Origin of the sequence: Plantibacter sp. Leaf314, from assembly GCF_001423185.1 — a bacterium.
Taxonomy (GTDB): Bacteria; Actinomycetota; Actinomycetes; order Actinomycetales; family Microbacteriaceae; genus Plantibacter.
The window spans coordinates 2,188,498-2,213,560 of record NZ_LMOB01000001.1; the positions used below are offsets into that span (position 1 = coordinate 2,188,498).

23 protein-coding genes are annotated in these 25,063 nt (G+C 70.8%); 13 read left to right on the forward strand and 10 right to left on the reverse strand.

Features of this window, described 5'->3' with window-relative positions; genetic code table 11:
* Positions 1–43: 43 nt before the first annotated feature.
* The 5 genes from ASF68_RS10310 to ASF68_RS10330 all read left to right on the forward strand — a co-directional run bounded on the left by ASF68_RS10310 (position 44) and on the right by ASF68_RS10330 (position 4,528).
* Positions 44–619 carry a hypothetical protein gene (locus ASF68_RS10310; RefSeq protein ID WP_056009911.1) on the forward strand — a complete coding sequence of 192 codons (576 nt, stop codon included), beginning with the start codon at positions 44–46 and terminating at the stop codon, positions 617–619.
* A gap of 174 nt (positions 620–793) precedes the next feature.
* Positions 794–1,720 (forward strand): ABC transporter ATP-binding protein, encoded by a 927-nt coding sequence (locus ASF68_RS10315; protein WP_369796444.1) that lies wholly within the window; start codon positions 794–796, stop codon positions 1,718–1,720.
* A complete protein-coding gene (locus ASF68_RS10320) occupies positions 1,717–2,607 on the forward strand; it encodes an ABC transporter permease (RefSeq protein ID WP_082498569.1) in 891 nt (296 codons plus the stop codon). The genes ASF68_RS10315 and ASF68_RS10320 overlap by 4 nt, the downstream gene beginning before the upstream one ends.
* 35 nt (positions 2,608–2,642) lie before the next feature.
* Complete coding sequence (locus ASF68_RS10325; protein ID WP_056009913.1) at positions 2,643–3,902, forward strand: sensor histidine kinase; 1,260 nt, start codon at positions 2,643–2,645, stop codon at positions 3,900–3,902.
* Complete coding sequence (locus tag ASF68_RS10330; RefSeq protein WP_056009915.1) at positions 3,899–4,528, forward strand: response regulator transcription factor; 630 nt, start codon at positions 3,899–3,901, stop codon at positions 4,526–4,528. Before ASF68_RS10325 ends, ASF68_RS10330 begins: the two co-directional genes overlap by 4 nt.
* Before the next feature lie 54 nt (positions 4,529–4,582).
* Here ASF68_RS10330 and ASF68_RS10335 read toward each other — a convergent pair whose 3' ends face one another.
* The 4 genes from ASF68_RS10335 to ASF68_RS10350 form a co-directional block, all read right to left on the reverse strand.
* Positions 4,583–5,887 (reverse strand): glycoside hydrolase family 125 protein, encoded by a 1,305-nt coding sequence (locus ASF68_RS10335; protein WP_056009917.1) that lies wholly within the window; start codon positions 5,885–5,887, stop codon positions 4,583–4,585.
* 37 nt (positions 5,888–5,924) lie between these two features.
* The gene (locus tag ASF68_RS10340) at positions 5,925–6,326 is read right to left on the reverse strand and encodes a YbjQ family protein (RefSeq protein ID WP_056009919.1); all 402 of its coding nucleotides are present in this window, start codon (positions 6,324–6,326) and stop codon (positions 5,925–5,927) included.
* A complete protein-coding gene (locus ASF68_RS10345; RefSeq protein ID WP_082498570.1) occupies positions 6,323–7,609 on the reverse strand; it encodes an amidohydrolase in 1,287 nt (428 codons plus the stop codon). Before ASF68_RS10345 ends, ASF68_RS10340 begins: the two co-directional genes overlap by 4 nt.
* Before the next feature lie 80 nt (positions 7,610–7,689).
* Positions 7,690–8,757 carry a LacI family DNA-binding transcriptional regulator gene (locus ASF68_RS10350; RefSeq protein ID WP_235522598.1) on the reverse strand — a complete coding sequence of 356 codons (1,068 nt, stop codon included), beginning with the start codon at positions 8,755–8,757 and terminating at the stop codon, positions 7,690–7,692.
* Between the two features lie 124 nt (positions 8,758–8,881).
* On the opposite strand from ASF68_RS10350, the gene ASF68_RS10355 reads away from it, so the two are divergent.
* Positions 8,882–10,123: an MFS transporter gene (locus tag ASF68_RS10355; RefSeq protein ID WP_056009921.1), complete on the forward strand. Its 1,242-nt coding sequence runs from the start codon at positions 8,882–8,884 to the stop codon at positions 10,121–10,123.
* Between the two features lie 69 nt (positions 10,124–10,192).
* Entirely contained in the window at positions 10,193–10,888 is a 696-nt protein-coding gene (gene nucS, locus ASF68_RS10360) for an endonuclease NucS (protein WP_056009922.1), read from the forward strand.
* 100 nt (positions 10,889–10,988) lie between these two features.
* Here nucS and ASF68_RS10365 read toward each other — a convergent pair whose 3' ends face one another.
* The 4 genes from ASF68_RS10365 to ASF68_RS10380 are packed head-to-tail and all read right to left on the reverse strand — an operon-like array spanning position 10,989 to position 16,121.
* Positions 10,989–12,458 carry a GntP family permease gene (locus ASF68_RS10365; protein WP_056009924.1) on the reverse strand — a complete coding sequence of 490 codons (1,470 nt, stop codon included), beginning with the start codon at positions 12,456–12,458 and terminating at the stop codon, positions 10,989–10,991.
* A 37-nt stretch (positions 12,459–12,495) separates the two neighbouring features.
* Positions 12,496–14,136, reverse strand: coding sequence for an amidohydrolase family protein (locus ASF68_RS10370; RefSeq protein ID WP_235526784.1), 1,641 nt, complete (start codon positions 14,134–14,136; stop codon positions 12,496–12,498).
* Positions 14,133–14,792, reverse strand: a complete 660-nt coding sequence (locus ASF68_RS10375; RefSeq protein WP_056009928.1) for a bifunctional 4-hydroxy-2-oxoglutarate aldolase/2-dehydro-3-deoxy-phosphogluconate aldolase — start codon at positions 14,790–14,792, stop codon at positions 14,133–14,135. Before ASF68_RS10375 ends, ASF68_RS10370 begins: the two co-directional genes overlap by 4 nt.
* A gap of 24 nt (positions 14,793–14,816) precedes the next feature.
* Entirely contained in the window at positions 14,817–16,121 is a 1,305-nt protein-coding gene (locus tag ASF68_RS10380) for an alanine racemase (RefSeq protein WP_056009930.1), read from the reverse strand.
* Between the two features lie 155 nt (positions 16,122–16,276).
* On the opposite strand from ASF68_RS10380, the gene ASF68_RS10385 reads away from it, so the two are divergent.
* From ASF68_RS10385 to ASF68_RS10395, 3 genes are all read left to right on the forward strand, one after another.
* Complete coding sequence (locus ASF68_RS10385; protein WP_056009932.1) at positions 16,277–17,326, forward strand: sugar kinase; 1,050 nt, start codon at positions 16,277–16,279, stop codon at positions 17,324–17,326.
* The gene (locus ASF68_RS10390; RefSeq protein WP_056011768.1) at positions 17,323–18,087 is read left to right on the forward strand and encodes an IclR family transcriptional regulator; all 765 of its coding nucleotides are present in this window, start codon (positions 17,323–17,325) and stop codon (positions 18,085–18,087) included. The genes ASF68_RS10385 and ASF68_RS10390 overlap by 4 nt, the downstream gene beginning before the upstream one ends.
* 75 nt (positions 18,088–18,162) lie before the next feature.
* Positions 18,163–18,567, forward strand: a complete 405-nt coding sequence (locus tag ASF68_RS10395; protein ID WP_056009933.1) for a RidA family protein — start codon at positions 18,163–18,165, stop codon at positions 18,565–18,567.
* A 6-nt stretch (positions 18,568–18,573) separates the two neighbouring features.
* Here ASF68_RS10395 and ASF68_RS10400 read toward each other — a convergent pair whose 3' ends face one another.
* Complete coding sequence (locus tag ASF68_RS10400) at positions 18,574–19,476, reverse strand: Lrp/AsnC family transcriptional regulator (protein ID WP_056009935.1); 903 nt, start codon at positions 19,474–19,476, stop codon at positions 18,574–18,576.
* A 245-nt stretch (positions 19,477–19,721) separates the two neighbouring features.
* Here ASF68_RS10400 and ASF68_RS10405 point away from each other — a divergent pair, with 245 nt between their 5' ends.
* The 3 genes from ASF68_RS10405 to speB all read left to right on the forward strand — a co-directional run bounded on the left by ASF68_RS10405 (position 19,722) and on the right by speB (position 23,788).
* On the forward strand, positions 19,722–21,395 hold the full coding sequence (locus ASF68_RS10405; RefSeq protein WP_056009937.1) for an amidohydrolase: 1,674 nt from the start codon (positions 19,722–19,724) through the stop codon (positions 21,393–21,395).
* 99 nt (positions 21,396–21,494) lie between these two features.
* Positions 21,495–22,853, forward strand: a complete 1,359-nt coding sequence (locus ASF68_RS10410; protein WP_056009939.1) for an MFS transporter — start codon at positions 21,495–21,497, stop codon at positions 22,851–22,853.
* The gene (speB, locus tag ASF68_RS10415; RefSeq protein ID WP_056009941.1) at positions 22,850–23,788 is read left to right on the forward strand and encodes an agmatinase; all 939 of its coding nucleotides are present in this window, start codon (positions 22,850–22,852) and stop codon (positions 23,786–23,788) included. The genes ASF68_RS10410 and speB overlap by 4 nt, the downstream gene beginning before the upstream one ends.
* 28 nt (positions 23,789–23,816) lie before the next feature.
* Here speB and manD read toward each other — a convergent pair whose 3' ends face one another.
* Positions 23,817–25,055 carry a D-mannonate dehydratase ManD gene (gene manD, locus ASF68_RS10420; protein ID WP_056009943.1) on the reverse strand — a complete coding sequence of 413 codons (1,239 nt, stop codon included), beginning with the start codon at positions 25,053–25,055 and terminating at the stop codon, positions 23,817–23,819.
* Positions 25,056–25,063 lie beyond the last annotated feature (8 nt).

Below are 25,063 nucleotides of genomic sequence, written 5' to 3' on the forward strand. Positions count from 1 at the left end.
CTGTGAGCATCCATCCACGCTCACGATTCCAGGGGGAACCACCATGACCATCGCCACCGCCAGCCACCGTCTCCGCGTCTCGACCGTGACCGCCGTCGCTATCCTGGGCCTGTTCGGGCTGTCCGCCTGCAGCAGCGGATCGGCGCCGGCCGACTCCGAGCCCACGTCGAGCGCCACCTCGGAGGCGGAGGCCACCCAGGACACCACCGAGGAGGCACCGGCGTCCGGCGCGACCAAGTGCACCGAGGAGCAGGTCAACACGCTCAGCGCGGCCAGCGGTGTCGCGGTCCCGGCCGCAGGCGTCGCCGCCGCGAAGGCCTCGTTCGCGCCCGCCGCCGTCATCGAGGGCCTGACGACCGTGTGCGTGCTGAGCTTCGAGGCCGGCGCCGTGTCCGGCAGCTACGCCGTCCTCTCCGGTGGTGCGGCGAGCCTCACCGCCGCCGCCGCGAACGCCACCAACGCGGGAGGCCAGATCACCGAGGCCGCCGGCACGTTCACCGGATCCCTCGAGGACCTGACGATCGTCGGCGTCCCGTTCACCCAGCTCACCAAGGAGACCGCCGGCTTCGAGAACGTCGAGGACCTCGTGGTCGTCGCCTCGACGGCGGCGCTCGGCTAGCACCGGGTCCCGCACCAGCTCGCCCCACCCGCGCCCATCCGCCCCTCACCGGGCGGGTGGGCGCTCGTGCGCCGCCGGCGGCAGCATCGCCGGCAGCGTCGCCGGCATCAACCGATCGGTGGATGCCAGGATCAACCGCTCCACCGCTACCGGCCGTCGACGACCCGGACGAGCATGGACACCATGAGCACACGACCGATCATCGAGGTCCGCGAACTGCGCAAGCAGTACGGCGACTTCACCGCCGTCGACGGCATCAGCTTCGACATCCACGAGGGCGAGACGTTTGCACTCCTCGGCCCGAACGGCGCCGGGAAGAGCACCACCATCGAGATCCTCGAGGGCTACCGGCACCGCACGGGCGGCTCGGCGAGCGTCCTCGGCGTCGACCCCGCACACGGCGGCCTGGACTGGAAGGCCCGCCTCGGGATCGTCCTGCAGTCGAGCGCCGAAGCCTCGAACGTCACCGTGCGGGAACAGCTCACCCAGTTCTCCCGGTACTACCCCGAGCCACGGGACGTCGACGAGGTCATCGACGCCGTCGGCCTCACCGCGGCGGCCGGCACACGCATCGGCAAGCTCTCGGGCGGTCAACGCCGGCGGGTCGACGTGGCGCTCGGCGTGATCGGTCGCCCCGCGCTCCTCTTCCTGGACGAGCCGACCACGGGCTTCGACCCCGAGGCGCGGCGGCAGTTCTGGGACCTCATCCGCTCCCTCAAGCGGGACGGCACCACCGTCCTCCTCACGACGCACTACCTCGACGAGGCCGCGCAGCTCGCCGACCGGGTCGCCGTCATCGCCGGCGGACGACTCGTCGAGATCGGCGCGGTCGACGAGATCGGCGGTGCAGCGGCACGGATCCCGGTGGTCCGGTGGCGGGACGGCGACGGGCTCCACGAGGAGCGCACCCAGACGCCGGCGGCACGGGTCGCCGAACTCACCGCCTCGACCGGAGGGGAACCACGCGACCTCGAGGTCATCCGCCCGAGCCTCGAGGACATCTACCTCGGCCTCGTCCATGCGGCGAGCGCCGGTGTTCCCACGGCGACCGCCGACACCGCCGATCCGCGCGTCACCCTCCAGACGGGAGCAGGAGCATGAGCCTGACCACGAACACCAACACGTCCACGACATCCACCGATCGCGCTGTCTCCCCGTTCGTCCCGCCGCTGCCCCGTGGCCGGACGCTCCGCCTGGGACTGAGCCGGATCGGGTACGAGACGCGCATCTACTTCCGTTCCGGCGACCAGGTGTTCTTCACCTTCCTGTTCCCCGTCGTGATGTTGGCGATCTTCTCCGCGGCGTTCAGCGCGATGGGGAACGTCGGCGAGGCACCCGACGGGACGGGCGGAGTCACCCAGGCCGCGTACACGCTCCCCGGCATGATCGCCGCCGGCATCCTCCTCTCCGGCGTCCAGAACCTCGCGACGGACATCGCGACGGAGAAGAGCGACGGCACGCTGAAGCGTCTCGGGGGCAGCCCGCTTCCCGTGGTCAGCTACTTCCTCGGGAAGATGGGGCAGGTCCTCGTGACCTCGATGCTCCAGCTCGCCCTGCTCCTGCTCGTGGCGCATCTCGTCTTCGGCGTCGCCCTGCCGACGGAACCCGAGCGGTGGGTCACCTTCGCCTGGATCTACCTCCTCGGGATCGCGACGTCGGCCGTCCTCGGGATCGCGCTGTCGGCGGTGCCGCGGAGCGGGAAGAGCGCGACGGCCGTCATCATCCCCATCGTGCTCGTGCTGCAGTTCATCTCCGGCGTGTACCTGTCGTTCGCGATGCTCCCGGACTGGCTGCAGAACGTCGCGAGCGTGTTCCCGGTGAAGTGGATCGCACAGGGCATGCGGTCCGTGTTCCTCCCGGACTCCTTCGCTGCGCAGGAGCAGTCGGGCGGCTGGGACCTGTCGACGGTCGCGCTCGTCCTCGTCGTCTGGGCGGTCGTCGGACTCGTCCTGACGCGCTTCTCCTTCCGCTGGGTCCGTCGCTCCTGACGACGGTTCGCGGGCGGAAGTGGGAGGGTAAGGACATGGACGGACGACGGTGGTGGGATGTCGCGTTCGGCGCGGGATGCGTGATCGTGGGGGCGCTCGTGAGCGTCAGCGCGGCCGGGGCGCCGGAGCGGGTGATCGGTGTCTGGGTGGTGCTGGCGGTGCTCTGCCTCGTCTACTACACGGCCGGGCGACGGACCCTCGAGCGTCCACAGGGCGGGCTCTGGTTCGCGATCACCCTCATCGCGCTCACCGCCGTCGGCACGGCGTTGTCGCCGAACGTCCTGACCCTGCAGTGCCTCGTGTTCCCGCTGCTGTGGGTGCTGACCCCGGAGACGCGGAACGCGATCGTCCTCAACATCGTGAGCGCCGCGACGCTCGCCATCGGCTTCATCGTCGGTCGGGGCGCCACACCGGACGCGATCGTGCAGGGACTCGCGATCCAGAGCGTCTCGCTCGTCTTCGCCCTGTCGCTCGGCCTGTGGATCACCCGGATCGCCGAACTCGGCGATGAGAAGGCACGACTCCTCGTGAGTCTGCAGGCGGCTCAGGCCGAGTCGGAACGGGCGAGCCGGGAGGCCGGCGCGGCTGCCGAACGCGAGCGCCTGGCACGCGACATCCACGACACGATCGCCCAGAGTCTCACGAGCGTGGTGCTGCTCGCGCAACGAGCCCGATCCGAGGTCGGCATGACCGTCGCGGACACCCCGGACGCCGCCCCGCTGGACGGTCGCCCGATCGCCGCCCTCGAGAGCATCGACCTCATCGAGTCCACCGCGCGCGACGCGCTCGGCGAGGCGCGGGCGCTCGTGGCGACGATGGCGGCCATGCCGACGGCGGACACCACCCTCGGCGACAGTCTCCGTCGCCTCGGCACCCGCTTCGAACGGGAGACGGGCGTCCAGGTGCGCGTGGACACGGCGGCGGAGCACCTGCCCCGGGTGGCGGAAGTGGTGCTGCTGCGGTGCGCGCAGGAGGGGTTGGCGAACATCCGGAAGCACGCTAGCGCGTCGCATGCGACCATCGAGCTGTCGGTCGCGGACGGCTCGGCGCTGCTGCGACTCTCGGACGACGGTGTCGGGATCCCCGACGCCGCCGGCGCCCTCCTCGGCACGGCACCCGGCGCGGGCTTCGGCCTCCACGGCCTGCACGACCGCGTCGCCCTGCTGGGCGGTACGGTCGAGATCGTGAGCGGACACGGGGCTGGGACGACGCTGGTGGTGCGGGTGCCGGTGGCCGTGGCAGAACCGATCGGTGTCGGGCCGTCCGCCGGCGTCGGGGACGAGGTCGGCGGATGACGCGGATCAGGATCGTCGTCGCCGACGACCACCCCATCGTCCGATCGGGGATCGTCGCGTTGCTCGGGCGGGCGGAGGACCTCGAGGTCGTGGCCGAGGTCGCCGACGGTGCCGCCGCGGTCGAAGCGGCCGAAGCGCACCACCCCGACCTCGTCCTCATGGACCTCCGCATGCCGGTCCTCGGCGGCGTGGAGGCGACCGCCCGCATCGTGCAGCGCCTGCCCGGGGTGAGGGTACTCGTGCTGACCACCTACGAGACCGACGACGACATCCTCGGCGCCATCGAGGCCGGTGCCAGCGGGTACCTGTTGAAGGCGGCTCCCGAGCAGGAGATCCTCGCCGGCATCCGTTCGGTCGTGTCCGGCCAGACCGTCCTCGCGCCCACCATCGCGGCGACCCTCGTCGGCCGTGTCCAGGGCGGTTCGTCACCACGCCCGCAGCTGAGCGCCCGCGAGCTGGAGGTCCTCGCGCTCGTCGCCGCCGGCAACAGCAACCGGGCGATCGCGGCCGGACTCTTCATCTCGGAGTCGACGGTGAAGACCCATCTGCTCCACGTGTTCGAGAAGCTCGAGGTCGCCGACCGCACCCGAGCCGTCACCCGGGCGCAGGAGCTCCGGCTGCTCTGAGCGCTGAGCTCCGAGCTGAGCTCCGAGTTCGGTGCGTGGGCCTCGGTGGCCGGCTCAGGCTCCGCGCGGGACGGGACGCCTGATGTGGGTGCGCAGACCCACGACGTCGAGGACGAACTCGCAGAACATCGCGTTGGCCCAGGAGAACCACGGGCGGGTGAAGGTGGCCGGGTCGTCCTTGTGGAAGGACTCGTGCATGACCCCGGTGCCGGCGTCGGTGCGCAGGAGGGTGTCGAGGAGGCGCGCGCGCTCCGCGTCGTCCGTCGAGGTGAGCCCCTCCATGGCGAGGGCGATCGGCCAGATGTGATCGTGCGGGGTGTGCGGGCTGCCGATCCCGCGGGCGGAGGATCCGACGAAGAAACTCGGGTCGTCCTCGCTCAGCAGGAACCGCCGGGTGGCGAGGTACCGGGCGTCGTCCGGTGCACACCAGCCGAGGAACGGCAGCGAGAGGAGGCTCGGCACGTTCGCGTCGTCCATGAGCAGGGCGTTGCCGAAGCCATCGACCTCGTAGGCGTAGACATCGCCGTACCGGTCGGTCGACACGACTCCGTGGGCGTCGATCGCCGCCTCGAGCTCGCGTCGGAGCGAGCGGGCGTCCGCGGCGAGCGCCTCGTCGTCGAGCACGTCCACCGCGATCGCCTCGACCCCGGCGAGCGTCACCGCGGCGAAGAGGTTGCCCGGCACGTTGTAGCCGTACCGCGCCGCGTCGTCACTCGGCCGGAACCCCGACCACGAGAGGCCCGTGAACGTGGTCTCCGGGCCGAGTCCGTCGCGGACGAGGGTGTCGGAGAGCGGCGCGTCGAACCGTTGGAACCGGTACGGCGAGCGCTCCTCATGGTGCTGCTCGGTGCGCCAGACACCCACCGCGGCGGTGACGGCGGCGCGGAACCGCTCGTCGAGGTGGTCGGAACGGCCCGTCGCCAGCCAGAGGTCGTGTGCGAGCTGGAGCGGGTAGCCGAGCGAGTCGATCTCGTACTTGCGTTCCCACACCCAGGGCGAGGCGTCGGTGCGGTCGTCGTGGTGGCCGTGACCGTTCGGTTCGGCGTTGAAGGCGTTGGCGTAGGGATCGAGGGCGATCGCGTCGAGCTGGCGACGGTTGACGGCGACGAGGAGGTCGGCCAGCTCTGGCCGCTCGGCAGCGAAGTGGAGGTACGGCGCGAGCTGCGCGCTCGAGTCTCGCAACCACATCGCGGGGATGTCGCCGGTGAGCATGAACACGGTGCCGTCCGGCATGGGCGTCATCGTGCTGTGCAGGGTGTCGGCGAAGCAGCGTTCGAACCGCTCCGCCACCCGCTGGTCGCTGCGCTCGCGCACGGCCGCGGTCGCCTCGGCGATGAGCTCGTCGATCCACGCGGTCATGGTGATCCCTCCTCGGTGACGGCCGGCCGGCCGGCGATCAGACGCCGCCGCGGGGCTTGGGCGCGTCGGGCTGGGCCGCCGCGTAGGCCGACTGCCCCGTCGCCCCGGGCTCACCCTCGGGGATCGGGACGAGGTACGCGGCGGTGCCGTAGGCGGTCAGCTGCGTCCAGGCACCACCGATGTCGGTCGTCTCGAGGCGCATGGCCAACACCGCGTTGGCACCGCGCTGCTCTGCGTCCGCGACGAGGCGCCGCATGACCTCCTGGCGGGACTCGAACAGCAGCTGCGTCATGCCGGGGACCTCGCCGCCGCCGAGTGCCGAGAACCCGATGGACATCGAGGAGCCCCAGTCGCGGGCCCGCACCGTGAGGCCGACGACCTCACCGAGGACGGCGTCGATGCGGTGGCCGGCCACCGTGTCGGTCGTGACGACGATCATGCGCCGGCCTCCGTTCCGCTCAGGCGGGACAGCGCGGCGAGCGAGAGCGCCGCGATGCCGGTGTCGAGGGTGGGGTGGATGAGCGGCGCGAACTTCGCCGAGTGGTTACCGGGGAGGTCCTGCTCCATGCGCCCGGACGCGTAGGCCGCGGCGAAGGCCTGTGGATCGGCACCGCCGAGGATCCAGTAGACGATCGGTGCGTCGGCGGCCGTCGCCAGCATCCCGACGTCTTCGCTGCCCGTGACGAGCCCCGGATCGACGACGCGGTTGGCACCGAACGCCTCACCGAAGACCGCCGTCACCTCCGCGGTGGCGGCCGGGTCGTTCACGAGCACCGGGAACGCCTCCGTGTGCTCGATCACCGGTTCGCGCTCGGCGCCGGACGCCGCCGCTTCGGCGCGGATGATGCGTTCCATGGACCCGACGACGCGGTTGCGCACGTGTGGTTCGTAGCTGCGGATGTTGACCCCGATCTGCGCCGTGTCGGGGATGATGTTGTTCTTCGTCCCGGCGTGCATGGTGCCGACCGTGAGCACCGCGGTGTCGGTGCCGGCGACCTCGCGCGACACGATCGACTGGAGCCGGACGACCGCCGACGCCGCCATCACGATCGGGTCGATGGTGGACTGAGGGCGGGAGCCGTGCCCGCCTCGGCCGTGGAAGGTGACGCGGTAGGCATCCGTCGCGGCGAACGACGGGCCGGCGTGCGTGCCGACCACACCGGCGGGAAGTGGGCCGACGTGCTGACCGAACACGACGTCGGGCTTCGGCACCCGGGTGTACAGCTCGTCGTCGATCATCGCCTGCGCGCCTCCCCCGGCCTCCTCGGCCGGCTGGAAGAGCACCACGAGCGTGCCCGACCAGGTTGACCGCCGGGCGGCGAGCAGTTCGGCGGCGCCCAGCAGGCAGGTGACGTGGACGTCGTGACCGCAGGCGTGCATGACGGGGACGTCGTTGCCCTCCGGGTCGACCCCGCGCACGACGCTCGCGTAGTCGAGGCCCGTCTCCTCCAACACGGGCAGACCGTCCATGTCGGCACGGAGGAGCACCGTCGGCCCAGCACCGTTCTCCAGAACGCCGACGACGCCCGTGCCGCCGATCCCGGTCGCGACGGCGTACCCGAGGCCCGTGATGCGATCGGCCACGAGCGCTGCGGTGCGATGCTCCGCGAAGGAGAGCTCCGGGTGGGCGTGGAGGTCTTGATACACGGGGGCGAGGGCGACGGCCAGCGATGCCGCCTCCTGCTGGACGAGTGCTGCGGTGGCGATGGGCTGGTCGGTCATGGGTCTCCTTCGAGCGTCGCCTTCAACCCTACGGGCCTGGTCCGTCGCGCGGCAGGGGCCCGGGAAACCTCAGGTCGACCTCAGCCCTGTGGAGCGGGGACCGGCGCCGTCGTCGCGCCACGGTGGAAGCGCACCGCGAACTGCTCGGAGTCCGGTTCACGGCCGTCCAGCATCGCGACGATCGCCCGGCCGGCCGCCGAGCCCTTCTCCCGGGAGGGCTGCCAGACCGTCGTGAGGTCGTAGTCGAGTCCCTCTACCCGGATGCCGTCGAACCCGACGACACTGAGCTCACGGGGAACCTCGATGCCGAGTTCCTCGGCCGCACGGATCACCCCGGCAGCGAGGAGGTCGCTCTGCGCGGCGACGGCCGTCGGGCGCTCACCCACCGGGACGTCGAGGATGGCGTGGCCGGCGATGCGCCCCTCCTCCAGCGAGGATCCGGTGGAGACGAACCCGCTGGCGCCGGGGAAGACGTCGCGGAGGCCCTGCAGGCGCTCGATCGCGGGGACGGTCGTCGCGCCGCCCTCCCACTCGGGCGTCAGCGGACCGCGGCGTTCCGTCGGATCCAGGTTGAGGGTGACGACGGCGACCCGCTCGTGCCCGAGGTCGGCGAGGTGCTGCGCCTCCTGACGCACGCCACCGCGGTTGTCGACCGCAATGTCCGGGACCCCGAGTGCCGCGAGTCCCTCGATCGAGACGATGGGCATCCCCCGGCGACTGAGCACCGCGACCGAGCTGTCGAGGTTCGGGCTGCAGCCGATGAGCACGACCCCGTCCATCGGTGCGTTGCTCAGCTGGAGGGTGCCCTCCTGGGCGTCGTTCAGGAGGAGGAGACCCGCGCCGACCGCGCCCAGTTCGTCGGCGAGCCCGTCGAGCGTCTGCACCATGACCGGGTCGCGGAAGGAGTGCCCGATCCGACCGGCGACGACCGCTCCGACGATGCCGCTCCTACCCTGACGGAGGGAGCGGGCACGGGGGTCCGGACCGCCGTAGTCGAGGTCGGCCGCGGCTTGCAGCACGCGCCGCTTCGTCGCCTCGGAGACCGGCCCGGCCCCGCTGAACGCGAGGGAGGCGGTCGACGGCGACACCCCGGCGCGCTCGGCGACATCGGCGAGCGTCGGTCGTGAGGGGCGTGATTCCTGGTCCACGATCTGCTAGCTTAGTCGACGGAATCGAATCGATTCGACTCTGCACGGATCCACGCCGATCCGCCGACGTTCCACCCGTTCCACGCAGCGCTCCGGCGCCCGAAGCACCGATCCCGAGGACCCCGTGTCAGAGCCGACCACCCCGCAGACCGCACCCGTCGCCGTGCGTCCCCGCCGCGAACTCCTCGCCTGGCGCAACGCGATCTTCGTGATCTTCGCCCTCAGCGGGCTCAGCATCGCCACCTGGGTCGCACGGTTGCCGGCGATCCGCGACAACCTCGACCTCACCACCGGGACGGTCGGCCTCCTCATCCTCGGCATGTCGATCGGGTCGATCCTCGGCCTCGTCGCCTCGCAGCACCTGCTCGCCCGGCTCGGCCCGCGGAACGGGATGCGATTGACGCTCGGCCTCGTCGCCGCCGGCCTGCTGCTCATCGGCGTCGGTGCGAGCCTCGTGCCGCTCGAAGGGATCGTCCTCGTCGGGCTCATCATCTTCGGCTTCGGCAACGGCGCCCTGGACGTCATGATGAACGTCGAGGGAGCCGCGGCGGAGCAGGAACTCGGCAAGACGGTCATGCCGCTCATGCACGCGTGCTTCAGCTTCGGGACCGTGGCGGGCGCCGGGCTCGGCGCCCTCGCGTCGGCCGCCGGTGTCGAGGTCTTCTGGCACGCACTGATCCTGGCGGTCGTCATCGCCGTCGCCGCCGTCATCGCCGTCCGCTTCGTCCCGGCCGAGCAGGCGGTCGTCGACCTCGACGACGCCCCGAAGACGCCCTGGCGCGAACGACTGCGCGAGAGCCTGTCCGTCTGGGCGGACGGCCGACTCATCCTCATCGGCGTCATCATGCTCGGCATGGCGTTCGCCGAGGGCAGCGCCAACGACTGGCTCGCCCTCGCCGTGGTCGACGGCCACGAGCAGAGCAACACGACGGGCGCGCTCGTCTACGGCGTGTTCGTCACCGCGATGACCGTCGGTCGGATCGTCGGCGGGCCGCTCATCGACCGCTTCGGCCGTGTGCCCGTGCTGCAGGTGTCGGCGGGAGCCGCGATCGCCGGGCTCGTGCTGTTCATCCTGACGCCGGTGACGGGCCTCATGGTCCTCGGCACCGTGCTGTGGGGGCTCGGCGCCTCGCTCGGCTTCCCGGTCGGGATGTCCGCAGCGGCCGACGACTCCAAGCGGGCCGCGGCACGGGTGAGCGCCGTCGCGATGATCGGATACTGCGCGTTCCTCGTCGGGCCGCCGCTCATCGGCATCCTCGGCGACAGCATCGGACTCCTCAACGCCCTGTTCGTCGTCCTCGTCCTCATCGTGCTCGCCGGCCTGGCATCACCTGCGGCTCGCGAGAGCAGCCGCCGGAAGCGCTGACACCGACTCGAACCCCGTTCCCCACCCTCGACGCACCCGCTTCCGCGGCTCGCCTCCTAGACTCGTCTGGTGCGTCTCGTCATAGCCCGCTGTTCCGTCGATTACGCCGGACGCCTCAGTGCCCATCTGCCCCTCGCCACCCGGCTCCTCATGGTGAAGAACGACGGCAGCCTCCTCGTCCACTCCGACGGCGGTTCCTACAAGCCGCTCAACTGGATGAGCCCGCCCTGCACGCTCACGACCGTCGAACCCGACGAGACGCAGGCAGCCGCCGGCATCACCGAACTGTGGAAGGTCACCCACAAGAAGACGGGTGACGCGCTCATCGTCTCGATCCACGAGGTCCAGCACGACAGCGCTCACGAGCTGGGCGTCGACCCCGGCCTCCAGAAGGACGGCGTCGAGGCGCACCTGCAGAAGCTCCTCGCCGAACAGATCGAGCTCCTCGGCGACGGCTACCGGCTCATCCGTCGCGAGTACATGACCGCCATCGGCCCGGTCGACATCCTCGCCACCGACGCGAGTGGCGCCTCCGTCGCGGTCGAGCTGAAGCGGCGCGGCGACATCGACGGTGTCGAGCAACTCACGCGGTACCTCGAACTCATGAACCGCGACCCGCTCCTCGCCCCCGTGCAGGGCGTGTTCGCTGCACAGGAGATCAAGCCGCAGGCGCGCACCCTCGCGCAGGACCGCGGGATCCGCTGCGTCGTCCTCGACTACGACGCGATGCGCGGCCTCGACGACAGCGACTCCCGCCTCTTCTGAGCGTCCACCGAGCGACCGTTCTCAGGAGTCCTCCGGCGCGCCGGCCTCGCCAGACAGCGACACGCCCGGACACTCCTGAGAACGGGTCAGCGCGCGGAACCTAGACGAACAGCCAGATCAGGGCGACCATCCCGAAGCCGACGACCGACAGGATCGTCTCGAGGACGGTCCAGGTCGCGAGCGTCTGCTTGACCGACATGTTGAAGTACTTCGCGATGATCCAGAAGCCGCCGTCGTTGACGTGCGAGAGCGTGATCGATCCGGCCGCGATCGCGATGCCGATGAGCGCCAACTGCGGCTGCGAGTAGTCACCCGCGAGGACGACCGGCTGCAGGATGCCCGCGGTGATGACGATCGCCGCCGTCGCCGATCCCTGCGCGATGCGGAGTCCGGAGCTGATGAGGTACGCCGACACGATGATCGGCAGGCCGAGCGAACCGAGCACCTCGGCCAGAGCCGCCCCGACGCCGGTCGCCGAGATGACGGCACCGAAGAACGCACCGGCGCCGACCACGAGCAGGATCATGCCGATGGGACGCAACGACTGCCCGGAGAGCTCACCCAGCTCGGCGAGCGTCATGCCGCGCCGCACCCCGAGGACGTAGTAGGCGAGGCACACGGCGATCGTCAGCGCGACCGCGGGGTTCCCGATGAGCGTCAGCGCCTCGAGCAGCGGGCCGCTCGGCAGGGCCAGGGCGCCGAAGGTCGCGGCGAGGATGAGCAGGATCGGCGTGATGATGATGAGTCCGACCGCCCACAGCGAGATGTCCTTGCGCTCCGGGGCGTCGTCCTCGGGCTCGAGCACGTACTCCTCGGGCACGGACACCATGACGCGCTTGCCGATCCACAGCGGCCAGGCGATACCGGACGCGATGAACGCGGGGATACCGCAGAGGAAGCCCATGAGGATGAGCCAGCCGAGCCCGACCTCGAAGGTGCCGGCGAGCGCCGTCGGTCCCGGGTGCGGGGGCAGGAACGCGTGCGTCATCGAGAGGCCGGCGAGCATCGGGAGCGCGTAGAGCACGAGCGACTTCCCGCCGCGGCGTGCGGTGATGTAGACGAGGGGCGCGAGGACGAAGATGCCGACGTCGAAGAACACGGGGATGCCGAAGATGAGCCCGGTGAGCCCCATCGCGACCGGCGCGCCACGTTCACCGAAGCGGCCGAGGAGCTTGCGGATGAGGACGTCGGCGCCACCCGAGCGTTCCAGGATCGCGCCGAGCACGGTGCCGAGGCCGATGATGATGGTGATGTGCCCGAGGATGCCGCCGAAGCCGGTCTCGAGGAGTGACGCACCGGGTTTGATCTGCTCGTCGTCGAACGGGTCCGGGACGGCGACGCCGACGATCTTGTAGATGCTCGTGCCCGTCGCCAGCGCCAGGCCGATGCCCACGATGAACAGCGAGATGAAGGGCTCGAGCTTGACCCGGATGATGAGGAACAGCAGCACCGCGATGGCGACGGCACACAGGATGAGCAGGCCGGGGGTGGTCTGCTGCAACCAGCCGATGGGGTCGCTCGGGGCAGGTGCGGCGGCTGCGACGCGGCTCGCGAGGGCGTGGATGGGCATGGGAGGACCTTCTGTGTCGGCGGGGAGGAGGGACGGGTCAGGATGGGCGTCGCCGGAGCGAGCGACCGGGGACGGCGTCGGTGCGACGACCGTCGGCGATGACGGCTGCGCCGTTCACGAAGACCCACGGGATGCCGGCGGCCTGCTGCCGCGGTTCGGCGAAGGTCGCGCGGTCGGCGATCGTCTCGGGGTCGAAGAGGACGACGTCGGCGACGGCACCGACGCGGAGGACGCCGCGGTCGGTGAGTCCGAGTCGGGCGGCCGGACGGGAGGTGAGGTGGGCGACGGCGTCCTCGAGTCCGAGCACACCGGCTTCACGGACGTAGTGCCCGAGGTAGCGAGGGAAGGTGCCCCAGGCGCGCGGGTGGGGTTTCGCACCGATGAGGATGCCGTCGCTTCCGCCCGTGTGGGCCGGGTGCACCATCATCGTGCGCACGTTGGCCTCGTCGCCGACGTGCTGGAGGATGCCGGTCGCGAGGCGGTCGGCCTCGAGGAGCTCAAAGAACAGGGCGGTGGGGTCGCCGGACCAGGCGTGGCCGGTGTCCTCGGCGGCGATGGCGGAGACGGTCCGCCCCACGTAGCCCGCGAGCTCGGGGTTCGCGACACCGGAGATCTCGATCGTCGCCCAGTCGGTGACGACGCCGTGGCAGCCGTCGGTGCCGAGCACTTCGAGCTCGTGCCGCACCCGCGCGCGGACGTCGTCGTCGCCCAGACGCTCGAGCGTCGCTTCCGGCCCGCCGACGGCCGCCCAGCTCGGGAGCAGTGCCGAGAGCGTGGTCGATCCCGGCAGGTAGGGGTAGGTGTCGAGCGTGAGGTCGACACCGTCGGCGATGGCCTCGTCGATGAGCGCCACGAGCTCCGCGGCACGACCGGCGTTGACGCCGAAGTTCATCGTCGCGTGCGTGAGGTGCAGCGCGCAGCCGGAGCGACGACTGACGTCGATCATCTCCGCATACGCCTCGAGGGCACCCTTCCCGTAGGAGCGCTGGTGCGGTGCGTAGAAGCCGCCGTGCTCCGCGACCGTGCGGCACAGCGCGACGAGCTCCTCGGTGTCGGCGAACATCCCGGGCACGTAGGTGAGGCCGGAGGACATGCCGACGGCGCCCTCCCGGAGCCCTGCGGCGACGAGCTCCTGCATGCGCTCGATCTCGTCCGGAGTGGCGGCGCGGTTCTCGGTGCCGACCACGAGCATGCGGACGGAACCCTGCGGCACGAGGTAGGCGACGTTCAGCGCGGCTCCGCGGTCGACGCGGTCGAGGTACTCGCCGACGCTCCGCCAGGCGAAGTCCACGTCGTCAGGCTGGCCGTTCCAGCCGGCGATCTGCTGCCGGACGATCGCCATCGTGCGGTCGTCGGTCGGCGCGTAGGAGAGGCCGTCCTGCCCGAGCACCTCGGTGGTGACGCCCTGCGAGACCTTCGCGAGGTGGTCACGGTCGCGGAGCACGGCGAGGTCGGAGTGCGCGTGCATGTCGATGAACCCCGGTGCGGCGACGAGCCCCTCGGCGTCGACGACGAGCGCATCGGCCGGCGCGTCAGTGGCGGCGTCGGCACCGATCGCGACGATGCGGCCGCCGTCGATGAGCACCGAGCCGAGCGTGCTCGGGCCACCGGTGCCGTCGACGATGCGCGCATCGCGGAGGAGCACCGCGCGCGCATCACCCGTCGGCCGTGAGCTCACGGCAGCAGGGCCGCCGCGGTGAACGCGGCCGCGCGCTCGGTGACGCCGGCCCAATCCGCGGCGGCGACGTCGGCCGCTCCGACCACGCTGGACCCCGCGGTCACGGCGGCGGCACCGGCCTGGATGTACTCACGGGCGTTCCCGGCGTGCAGCCCACCGGAGGGCACGAGCCGGAGACCGGGGAACGGGCCGGACAGGTCCTTGAGGAACCCGGGGCCCATGGCGGCGGCGGGGAAGATCTTCACCGCGTGCGAGCCGAGTGCGGCCGCCCGCATGACCTCGCTGGGCGTCATCGCGCCGAGCAGGAACGGCACGCCGGCGGCGGTCGCGACCTCGGCGACCTCCTCGCTCAAGCCGGGAGTGACGAGGAACTGCGCGCCGGCGTCGATGGCGCGCTGCGCGGTGTCGCGGTCCACGACCGTCCCGGCACCGATCACCGCGCCGTGGTCGGCGATCGCATCGGCTGCGGCCCGGATCAGCGCCTCGACGCCGGGGGTGGTGAAGGTGAACTCGACGCTGCGGATGCCGCCCGCGGCGAGCGCCCGGCAGAGTTCGACCGGGTCGGGGATGACGGGCACGCGCACGACGGCGATGGCGCGGTCGGCGTAGAGCGCGTCGAGGGCGTGCGGCGCGGACGCAGGGGTCTCGAGCGTCATGCGGGTCTCCTGTTCGGGGTCGGCTCAGCCGAAGGTGGTGGTGACGGCGTCGACGGCGCGCGGTTCGGCGAGACGGACGTCGTCGACGACGATGAGCGCACGCCACTTGTCGAAGGTGGTGCAGGGGTGGGACAGGCCGAGGCGGATGACGTCGCCGACCTCGACGTCGCTGCCGGGCGGCAGGGAGACGAAGGTGTGCTGGTCGTTCATGGCCGTGGTCGTCGCGCCGGCCAGCGGTTCGACGGTGCTGGAACCGGCACGACGGACACCCTGCACCTCGGGCAGCCCCTCATCGAAGGGGAAGTCGCGCTTGCCGCCGTCGATGAGCGCGAGACCGGGCTCGGGGCGGGAGACGACCGTGGCCCAGCCGTGGATCGCCGAGCGGAACGAACCGACGCCCTCGTGTCGACCGAGGGGCGTGATCCCGCGGTAGAAGCCGTCGTCGTGGGTGATGTAGGCGCCGGACCGCAGCAGGACGTCGACGCGCGGGCCGCGCGCGCCGTCGAGGTCGCGCAGACCGGCGAGCACCTCGGCGACGACGTCGAAGTAGGCGCTGCCGCCGGCGGTCACGACGACGGTGTCGACACGCTCGTCGTAGCGGCCGCCCGCGAGCATCTCGGTGTGCAGTGCCGCGAGGGACTCGAGGTAGTCGCGGACGATCCGGAGCGAACCCTCGTCGCCGTGGTGCGCGAGCGCTCCCTCGTACCCGCTGACGCCGGCGAGCGCGAGCTCGGGCGAGGCGACGACGGCGTCGACGATCTCCCGGGCGGTGGCGTGGTCACGGGCCCCGGTCCGGCCGCCCGGTGCCCCGAGCTCGACGAGCACAGGCAAGGGACGACGTGGCGGCTGCTCGGCCAGCACGCGGGCCATGATCTCCACCGCGCGGACCGAGTCGGCCCACACGACGATCTCGGTGTCGCCCTCGTCCAACGCGCGCCCGACGGCACGGAGGTGCTCGGGCTGCACGAGTGCGTTGGCCAGCATGACGCGGGGGATCGACCAGTCGAGGGCGATCGAGAGCTGCCACGGCGTCGCGACGGTGACACCCCAGCTTCCGGCGTCGAGCTGACGTTGCCAGAGGGCACGGTTCATCGTCGTCTTGCCGTGTGGGGCGAGCCCGACACCGGCGCGCTCGCACCACTGCCGCATGGTCTCGACGTTGTCGGCGACCGCCGAGCGGTCGAGCGTCACAAGAGGCGTCGTGAAGTCGGCGAGCGCCGGGCGAGCCTCGAGGAACGTGGCCGCATCGGTTCCGACGGAGGCCGGCGGGAAGCCCTTGAGGCTGCCGTCGAGCACCCCGAGGTCGGCGGCGTCGAAGTCGTCCGTCATGGTCTCCTCGTTTCGGGTCCGAGCGTTGCGCCACCGAGAACCGGTCAGGCGGGTTGCAACATGCGCAACACGCATTGCACTGATCGCTACGTCTGTTCTAGCATTGCGACCACAGGCCGTCAACCGGACAGGGCCGCGACACGAGGGGAACCGTGATGACGACGTCACCGTCCACCGTGAGCACGATCGGCGAGGCGATGGTCGTCCTCCTCCCCGAGGGGCAGCTCCCCGTCGCCGAGGCGCGCGAGTACCGCACGGGCGTCGGGGGTGCCGAGTTCAACGTCGCGTCCAGCCTCGCGCGCCTGGGCGTCCCCACCCACTGGATCTCCCGCGTCGGCGACGACGGCTTCGGCGACTACATCCTTGAGACGGCCCGCCACGACGGCGTGCTCACCGACGCCGTCGAGCGCGACGACCACCGACCCACCGGGCTCTACGTGAAGGAGACGGTCGTCGGTGCCGACGGTGATCGACGACCGCGGATGCACTACTACCGCAGCGGCTCGGCCGCGTCGGCGCTCGGTGCCGACACCCTCCGGCACGACGCGACCCGCGCAGCCGTCGCCGCGTCGACCATCGTGCACACCTCGGGGATCACGCCCGCGCTGTCCGACTCCACCGCGGACCTCGTGGGCGAGCTGGGTGGGACCCTTCCCGACGGGGCCGTCCTCAGCGTCGACCTCAACTTCCGGCCGCGCCTCTGGGAACGCCGGTCCACGGCCGCACTCCACCGTCTGCTCGACCAGGCCTCGGTCCTCTTCCTCGGCACCGACGAAGCCGAGCTGTTCTTCGGGCATACGGACGCCGAGCGGCTCTTCGCGGATCTGCCCACCCTGCAGCGCATCGTCCTGAAGGACGAGGAGAACGCCGCGACGACGGTCCACCGGGGCGTCGCGGAGCACTGCGTGGTGCGCTCGCTCTCGGTCGACGTCGTCGAGACGGTCGGCGCGGGCGACGCGTTCGCCGCCGGATACCTCGCCGGCCTGGCCGACGGCCTCGACGACACCGCCTGCACGCGGCTCGGCCACGCGGTCGCGGCATCGACGCTCATCTGTCACGGCGACCGCCCGGAACTGGTCCCCGACGCACCCGGCGTCCGCACCATCGTCGAGGCGGACGACGCGTCGTGGGCTTCGTGGCGGATCGCCGCGGACCGACCGCTGCCCTGGTCGACGGCCGGATCACCGGGGACGGTGGGCGCATGAGTCAATCACTCTCCCGGGCGCTTGACCTCCTCCGCGAGATCGTCTCCGGCACGAACTCCCTCGACGCGCTCGCGGCGACGGCCGGTGTGCACAAGACCACGGTGCTGCGCCTGCTCAACACGCTCGAGGAGCACGGCTTCGTCACCCGCGACGCCTCGTACCGCTACCACCTCGGGCGGGCGATGTTCGAACTGACGCAGACCGCGCTCGACGAGCAGGACGTCCGTGGGGTCGCGGCCCCGCACATCCGTGCACTCGGCGCGGCGACCGGTCAGACGGTCCACCTCGCCGCGTACGAGAACGGTTCGGTGTTCTACATCGACAAGGTCGAGTCGCGCCAACCGCTCCGGATGTACTCGCGCGTGGGCCTGCCGGCCTCGCTGTATGCGACCGGCGTGGCCAAGGTGCTCCTCGGCGGACTCGACGAGGCCGAGCGCCGGCGCGTCGTCACGGGCATCGTCTTCGAGCGGTACACCGACAAGACCATCACCGACGCCGACGCCCTCCTCGCGGAGATCGAGCGCTCCAACGGACGCGGGTGGGCGGAGGACCACGAGGAGCACGAGAGCTTCATGAACTGCGTCGCCGCGCCGGTGTTCGGACCGGACGGCCGCGTCGCCGCCGCCGTGTCGATCTCGGTCCCGACGATGGTGCTCCCCCACAGCGGCGTCCGCGCCCTGCTGCCGCAGTTGCTCGCCACCACGGAGGCGATCTCCGCCGAGCTCGGCTACGCGCCTCCCCCACCCACCCCCGGTCCCTGACCATCACCCCGGTCCCCGACCATCCACCCCGGTCCCTGAGCTTGTCGAAGGGCCGACCACACGAAGGACACCCCCATGACCGCACGCACCGCCATCTCCACGACCGACGCTCCGGCTCCCGCGCACACCTTCTCCCAGGGGGTCCGCAAGGGCAACTTCGTCCAGGTCTCCGGCCAGGGCCCCGTCGACCCGGCGACCAACGAGTACCTGTTCCCGGGTGACGTCGCTGCACAGACCACCCGCACGCTGCAGAACGTCGAGGCGATCCTCAAGGCCGGCGGCGCGACCTTCGACGACGTCATGATGCTGCGCGTCTACCTCACGAAGCGCGAGGACTTCGCGATCATGAACGACGCCTACGGCGAGTTCGTCGGCTCGCGCGTCAAGAGCGGTGTCCTGCCGTCGCGTACCACGGTCTTCACCGGCCTCCCCCGCGAGGAGATGCTCGTCGAGATCGACGCGATCGCCATCGTCGACTGACCCGCCCTACCGCCCGGCGTCCGGGAGAGGCCACTCGTAGCGCTCCTTCACGACCTCGAGGTGGATCCAGCTGTCGAGCCGGATCACGTCGTCGAGGGATTTGAGGGAGTCGATCACCTGGTGCAGGCCGAGGGCCGAGTCCGCCGAGATCGTGGCGACGAGGTCGAACCGCCCGATGGTCCGCGCGATGAACTCGACCCCCCGGAGGCCCCGGAGCGCGTCGATCGCCCGGACGCCGTCGCCGTCGATGTTGATGCCGACACCCGCGGCGGCCTTCGCACTCCGCAGCCGACGGTTGAGGACCGGCCCGATCCGCACCACCTGGTGTTCGACGAGTGCCGTGACGCGACTCCGGACCGAGCTCGCCGACAAACCGACCTGATCGGCGAGCTCGCGGTAGCTCCGGCGGCCGTCCTCCTGGAGGGCCGTCATGAGTTCGAGGTCGACGCCATCGATCCGCAGGCCGGCAGGCAGCGGCTTGCCCGGCATGAAGACCCCGGTCACGACGTCGACGTAGAGCAGCGTGTTGACCGACACGACCCCCGGCAGTCCACGGATCACCGCGACCGTCGCGTACAGCTCGCGCTGGTTCGGCAGGCGCAGCTCGACGACGAGATCGTGCTCCCCGCTCACCGCTGAGACGAAGACCGCCGCCGGGAGTGCGACGAGCGCGGGGATCGTGTCGGCCGCGGCTCCGGCGGTGTGGATGGAGACGTGCGCGTACGCCTGTAGCCCGAGGAACTCGGGGTGGACGGCGGCGACCACCCGCACGGCACCGGTGCCGATGAGCGTGCTCAGCCGCCCGGCGACGACCGCCCGACTCACCCCGGCGAGCTCCGCGAGTTCGCTGTAGCTCGCCCGCCCGTCGTGCTGCAGCAGCTCGATCAGCTGCTCATCGAGATCAGGCATGACGGACTCCTCGGCTGCTGGGCGAGAGATCGCCGGAAAAATCTTCTGCACCCCAGTGTGACGTATGCGCGGCTGTGATGGTCGGTTTCGGGACGTATTCCATCGACTTCGCTCGGTTGTCGTCGAATCGTCGGCGGATCGGCCCGCCTGGCCGTGGATCTGTTTGCGCACCTGGCGCGAAGGGCGTAGCTTCCCCATCAGCCACCGCCGCAGCGACGCGACCCGCAGCCCTCAGGAGCCCTCCCATGCGTAAACTCCACGACAACGAACGCTCCGTGCTCGAGAGCCGCCCGCTCGTCCTCGTCCCGACGTCGATGCACACGCTCGACCCCGATGTGGACGGCGAGGCGGTCCTCGTCTTCGGCTCGCGCATCGCCGCCGTCGGGACGGTCTCCGAGTGCACGACCGCCGCGACCCGCCTCAGCGGGCAGGAGCCCGAGGTGCGACGGCTCGACGGCGTCCTCGTGCCCGGCTTCATCGACCCGCACGCCCACCCGCTCATGTACGGACAGATGCTCAGCTGGGTGGACTGCGGTCCCGAGCACGCATCGACCATCCCCGAGATCATCGCGCTGCTCCGCGCCGCCGCGGCGACGACGCCCGCCGTCCAGCCGATCCGCGGGTACGGCTACGAACACCGCAACCTCGCCGAGCAGCGCCATCCCACGCGATTCGAACTCGACGAGGTGAGCGCCGACCGCGAGGTCTACCTCATGAACGCGAGCGGCCACGGCGGCGTCGTCAACAGTCACACCCTGGCTGCAGCCGGCGTCACCCGCGACACCCCCGACCCGGACGGCGGCGTCTTCTTCCGCGACGAGGACGGCGAACTCACCGGCGAACTGTCCGACGCGGCCTGCAACATCCTCACCGGCGTGAGCGGCGTGAAGATCGGCCACCACGGCCCGAACTTCCATCTGCAGGACGAGCCGGAGGAGCACCTCCGCCAGCTCCGGGTCGCGCAGGACCGCTTCCTGCAGGGTGGCGTGACGACGATCGGCGACGCCCAGGTCACGAAGCGCGAGTTCGACATGTACCTGCGTCTCGCCGAACAGGGCGGCCTGAGGACGCGAGTCAGCATGTACCTCCTCTCGCACCTGCTCGACCAGGCACTCGAGATGGGGCTCCACGGCGCGTTCGGCAACGCGCACCTCGCCTTCGGCGGCATCAAGTTCTACGCCGACGGCACCCTCGGCGGGTGGACCGCGTACTTCCCGGACGGCTACGTCGGCGACCCGTGCCGCACCGGACAGCTCTACCACGACCCCGCCGACTACGCCGAGCTCATCTCCCGCGCGCACGCGGCCGGGCTGCAGACGGCGACCCACGCGCAGTCCCCCACCGCGATCGCGATGGTCATCGACGCGATCCAGGCGGCACAGGAGGCGACCCCGTCGTCCGACGCCCGCCACCGCATCGAGCACTGCGGACTCCCGTCCGAGGAGCAGATCGTCCGGATGCGCGAGTTGGGGATCCATCCCGTGAACCAACCGCAGCACTACTACAACTGGGGCGAAGGGGTCACCGACGCGGTGGGCACCCCCGGTGAACGCTTCAACCCGCTCGGCGAGTTCATCGAGGCCGGGGTCCCGGTCACGCTCAGCTCGGACGCACCGGTGGCCGAGCCCAAGCCGCTGGAGGCGATCCAAGCCGCCGTCACCCGGGTCACCCGGCGCGGTCATCAGCTGGGCTCGGACGCGTTGCGGATCAGTGCCCGCGACGCACTCCTGGGTCACACCCTGCAGGGCGCGGTCGCGCTCGGCCGCGAGGACGAACTCGGTTCGATCACCCCGGGCAAGCGCGCCGACTTCGCCCTCCTCGCGAGCGACCCACTCACCGTCGAGCCGTCCACCATCGCCGCGATCCGCGTCCACGAGACCTGGGTCGACGGCGTGCGCGAGTACGCCCATGCGGGCTGAGCGCCGACCAGCGCGGAGCCCCCGCCCGCATCCGGCATCCACCGGTCACCCCACCCCGACTCCCCCAGCACCCCCGGCAGCATTCCAGGAGGACCAGCGATGACGCACGATCCCCGCACCGAGACCGCGCAGGCACAGACCACGCGCGCCAGGAAGGCCGGCTTCGCCGCATTCGTCGGCACCACCATCGAGTGGTACGACTTCTACGTCTACGCGACGGCGGCCAGCCTCGTCTTCGGCACCGTCTTCTTCCCGGAGTCGACCGACCGGTTGACCGGCATCGCGGCGGCCTTCGCGACCTACGCGGTCGGCTTCTTCGCCCGCCCGATCGGCGGCATCATCTTCGGGCACATCGGCGACCGGATCGGTCGGAAGACCGCGCTCGTCGTCACCCTCACGATGATGGGTGCTGCGACCTTCCTCGTCGGGTGCCTCCCCGGGTACGCATCGATCGGCGCGTGGGCGCCCGTGCTCCTCGTCGTCCTGCGGTTCGTGCAGGGTCTCGCCGTCGGTGGCGAGTGGGGCGGAGCCGTCCTCATGGCCGTCGAACACGCTCCGGCCGACAAGAAGACCTTCTACGGCGGCTTCGCGCAGGCCGGCAACCCGGCCGGAGCACTCCTCGCGACCGGCCTGTTCAGCCTCATCTCCCTCCAGGGCACCGAGTTCATGCTCGCCTGGGGGTGGCGGATCCCGTTCTTCGCCTCGGCGTTGCTGATCATCGTCGGTCTCATCGTGCGGATGAAGGTCGAGAAGTCCCCGGTGTTCACCGAGAGTGTCAAGACGGTCTCCGCGGCCGATCAGCCCGTCCCGATCCTGTACGCGATCCGGACGAACTGGGCGAGCATCCTGCTCGGCATCTGCGTCCTCCCGGTCGCCATCGGCGGGTACTACCTCGTCACCACGTTCGCGACGGCCTACGCGACCGACCCGAGCGTCGGCCTGTCGGAGAGTGTCGTCCTCAACGCCCTCAGCGTCGCCGCCTTCGTCGAACTCGTCGTCACCCTCGGTGCGGCGTGGCTCGGTGACCGCTTCGGCCGGAAACGTGTGGTCGGGATCGGGCTGATCGGGGTCGCGATCCTCGCAGCACCCCAGTTCCTGCTGTTGAGCAGCGGCAGCATCCCGCTGATCTTCCTCATCTTCATCCTCATGCGGCTGGCGATGACGGCGACCTACGGTCCGATCGCCACGGTGCTGTCGCAGATGTTCCGTCCGCAGGCGCGGTACACGTCGATCTCGCTCGCGTACCAGCTGTCCGGCGCGATCTTCGGTGGACTGTCGCCCCTGGTCTCGACCCTGATGTTCCAGGCGACCGGCAGTATCGTCCCCGTCGTCCTGCTCCTCGTCGGGATGTGCGCGTTGAGCCTCGTGTGCCTGATCGCCGCCCCGCAGTACGTCGACGACGCCGAGGGCGCGGTCGCTCCGGAGTCGATGTCGCGTGACGGGCGGGACCGGTCGTGAGCGGCCCTGTCGGCCCCGTCGACGCGAGCGCCGTCCCACGGTTCGCGGGCATCGCGACCTTCGCCAGGCTCCCCCGCATCGAGGACGTCGGCCGGGCAGACGTCGCCGTGGTCGGTGCACCCTTCGACGGTGGTGTCAGCTACCGCCCCGGCGCGCGGTTCGGCCCGGCACACGTGCGGGAGGCGTCACGACTGCTCCGGCCGTACAACCCCGCGCAGGACGTCGAGCCGTTCGGTGCCCAGCAGGTCGCCGACGCCGGCGACATCGCGATCAACCCCTTCGACCTCGAGGAGGCCGTCCGGCAGGTCGAGGAGGCCGCCGCCGTGCTGTCCACCGACGGCACGCGACTCGTGACGATCGGCGGTGACCACACGATCGCCCTCCCGCTCCTCCGGAACGTCGCGAGGGAGCACGGCCCGGTCGCCGTCGTCCATTTCGACGCGCATCTCGACACCTGGGACACCTACTTCGGCGCTCCGATCACCCACGGCACCCCCTTCCGACGCGCCTCCGAGGAGGGGCTCGTCGACCTCGAGGCGAGCCTCCACGTCGGCATCCGCGGGCCGCTGTACTCGCGCGAAGACCTCCGCGACGATCAGCGCCTCGGTTTCGCCGTCATCTCGAGCGTGGAGCTGGAGACCGAGGGGCTCAGCCGGGCGATCGCCCGGATGCTCGCGCGCATCGGCGATCGTCCCGTGTACCTCTCCGTCGACATCGACGTGCTCGACCCGGCTCATGCGCCCGGCACCGGCACCCCGGAGGCGGGCGGGCTGACGAGCCGCGAGCTGCTCGCCATGATCCGGGCATTGGCCGGCGTACGACTCGTGGGCGCGGACGTCGTGGAGGTCGCTCCCGCCTACGACCACGCGCAGCTCACGGCCGTCGCCGCCTCGCACGTCGTCTACGAGATCCTCTCGGCCATGGCGCCGCGCTGACCGACCGCGGCGGCGGCGCGGCCCACCGTCACCAGTCGTGGACGGTGCCGTCGGCGAGGCGGTTGTAGGGCAGGTAGGCGCGCTGGTACGGGTACTTGCCCGCCTCGTCGACGTCGAGCTCGACACCGAGACCGGGCGCCTCGCCCGGGTGCAGCATGCCGTCGGTCCACGTGTAGGACTGCTGGAACACCGCGTCGGTCTTCTCGCCGTGCTTCATGTACTCCTGGATCCCGAAGTTGTGGATCGCGAGCCCGAGATGCATCGCGGCCGCCATACCCACTGGTGAGATGTCCGTCGGCCCGTGCATGCCCGACTTGATCTGGTACTGCGAGGCGTAGTCCAACGTCTTCTTCAGATGCGTGATCCCACCCATGTGCGTGACCGCACCCCGCACGTAATCGATGAGCTGCTCGCGGATGATCTGCTGGTAATCCCACACCGTGTTGAAGATCTCCCCGATCGCCAACGGCGTCGTCGTGTGCTGCCGGACGAGCCGCAGGGCCTCCGGGTTCTCCGCCGGCGTGCAGTCCTCCAACCAGAACAGGTCGTACGGTTCGAGCGACTTCCCGAGCTTCGCCGCCTGGATCGGCGTCATCCGGTGGTGCCCGTCGTGCAGCAACGGCAACTCCGGCCCGAACTCGTTCCGCACCGCCTCGAACACCGTCGGCAGGTGCCGGAGGTACGACCGGGTGTCCCAATCCTCCTCGTTCGGCAGGCCGCCCCGCTGCGCCGGCTCGTGGTCGTAGCGGACGCCCGTGTTGCCCTCGAAGGTGGCGTTGGAGGCGATGCCGTAGATCGACTTCAGCCCCGGCACCGCGGTCTGGATGCGGATCGCCTTGTAGCCCTGCGCCTGATGCTCACGGACACTGTCGAACAACTCCTGGTTGCTCTTGCCCGACGCGTGCCCGTACGCGAGCAGACCCGTCCGCGACGCTCCACCGAGCAGTTGGTAGACGGGCATGCCCGCGGCCTTGCCCTTGATGTCCCACAGCGCCATGTCGACCGCCGCGATCGCCGCCATCGTCACCGGACCACGCCGCCAGTACGCCGAGCGGTACAGGAACTGCCAGGTGTCCTCGATCCGAGCCGCATCGCGCCCGAGCAGCAGCGGCACGACGTGCTCCGCGAGGTACGCGACGACCGCCTGCTCGCGACCGTTCAGGGTGGCGTCACCGAGCCCGGTGAGCCCGTCGTCCGTCGTGAGCTTCAGGGTCACGAAGTTCCGGTCGGGACTCGTGACGATGACCTCGGCCTTGTCGATGTTCATCGGTGCTA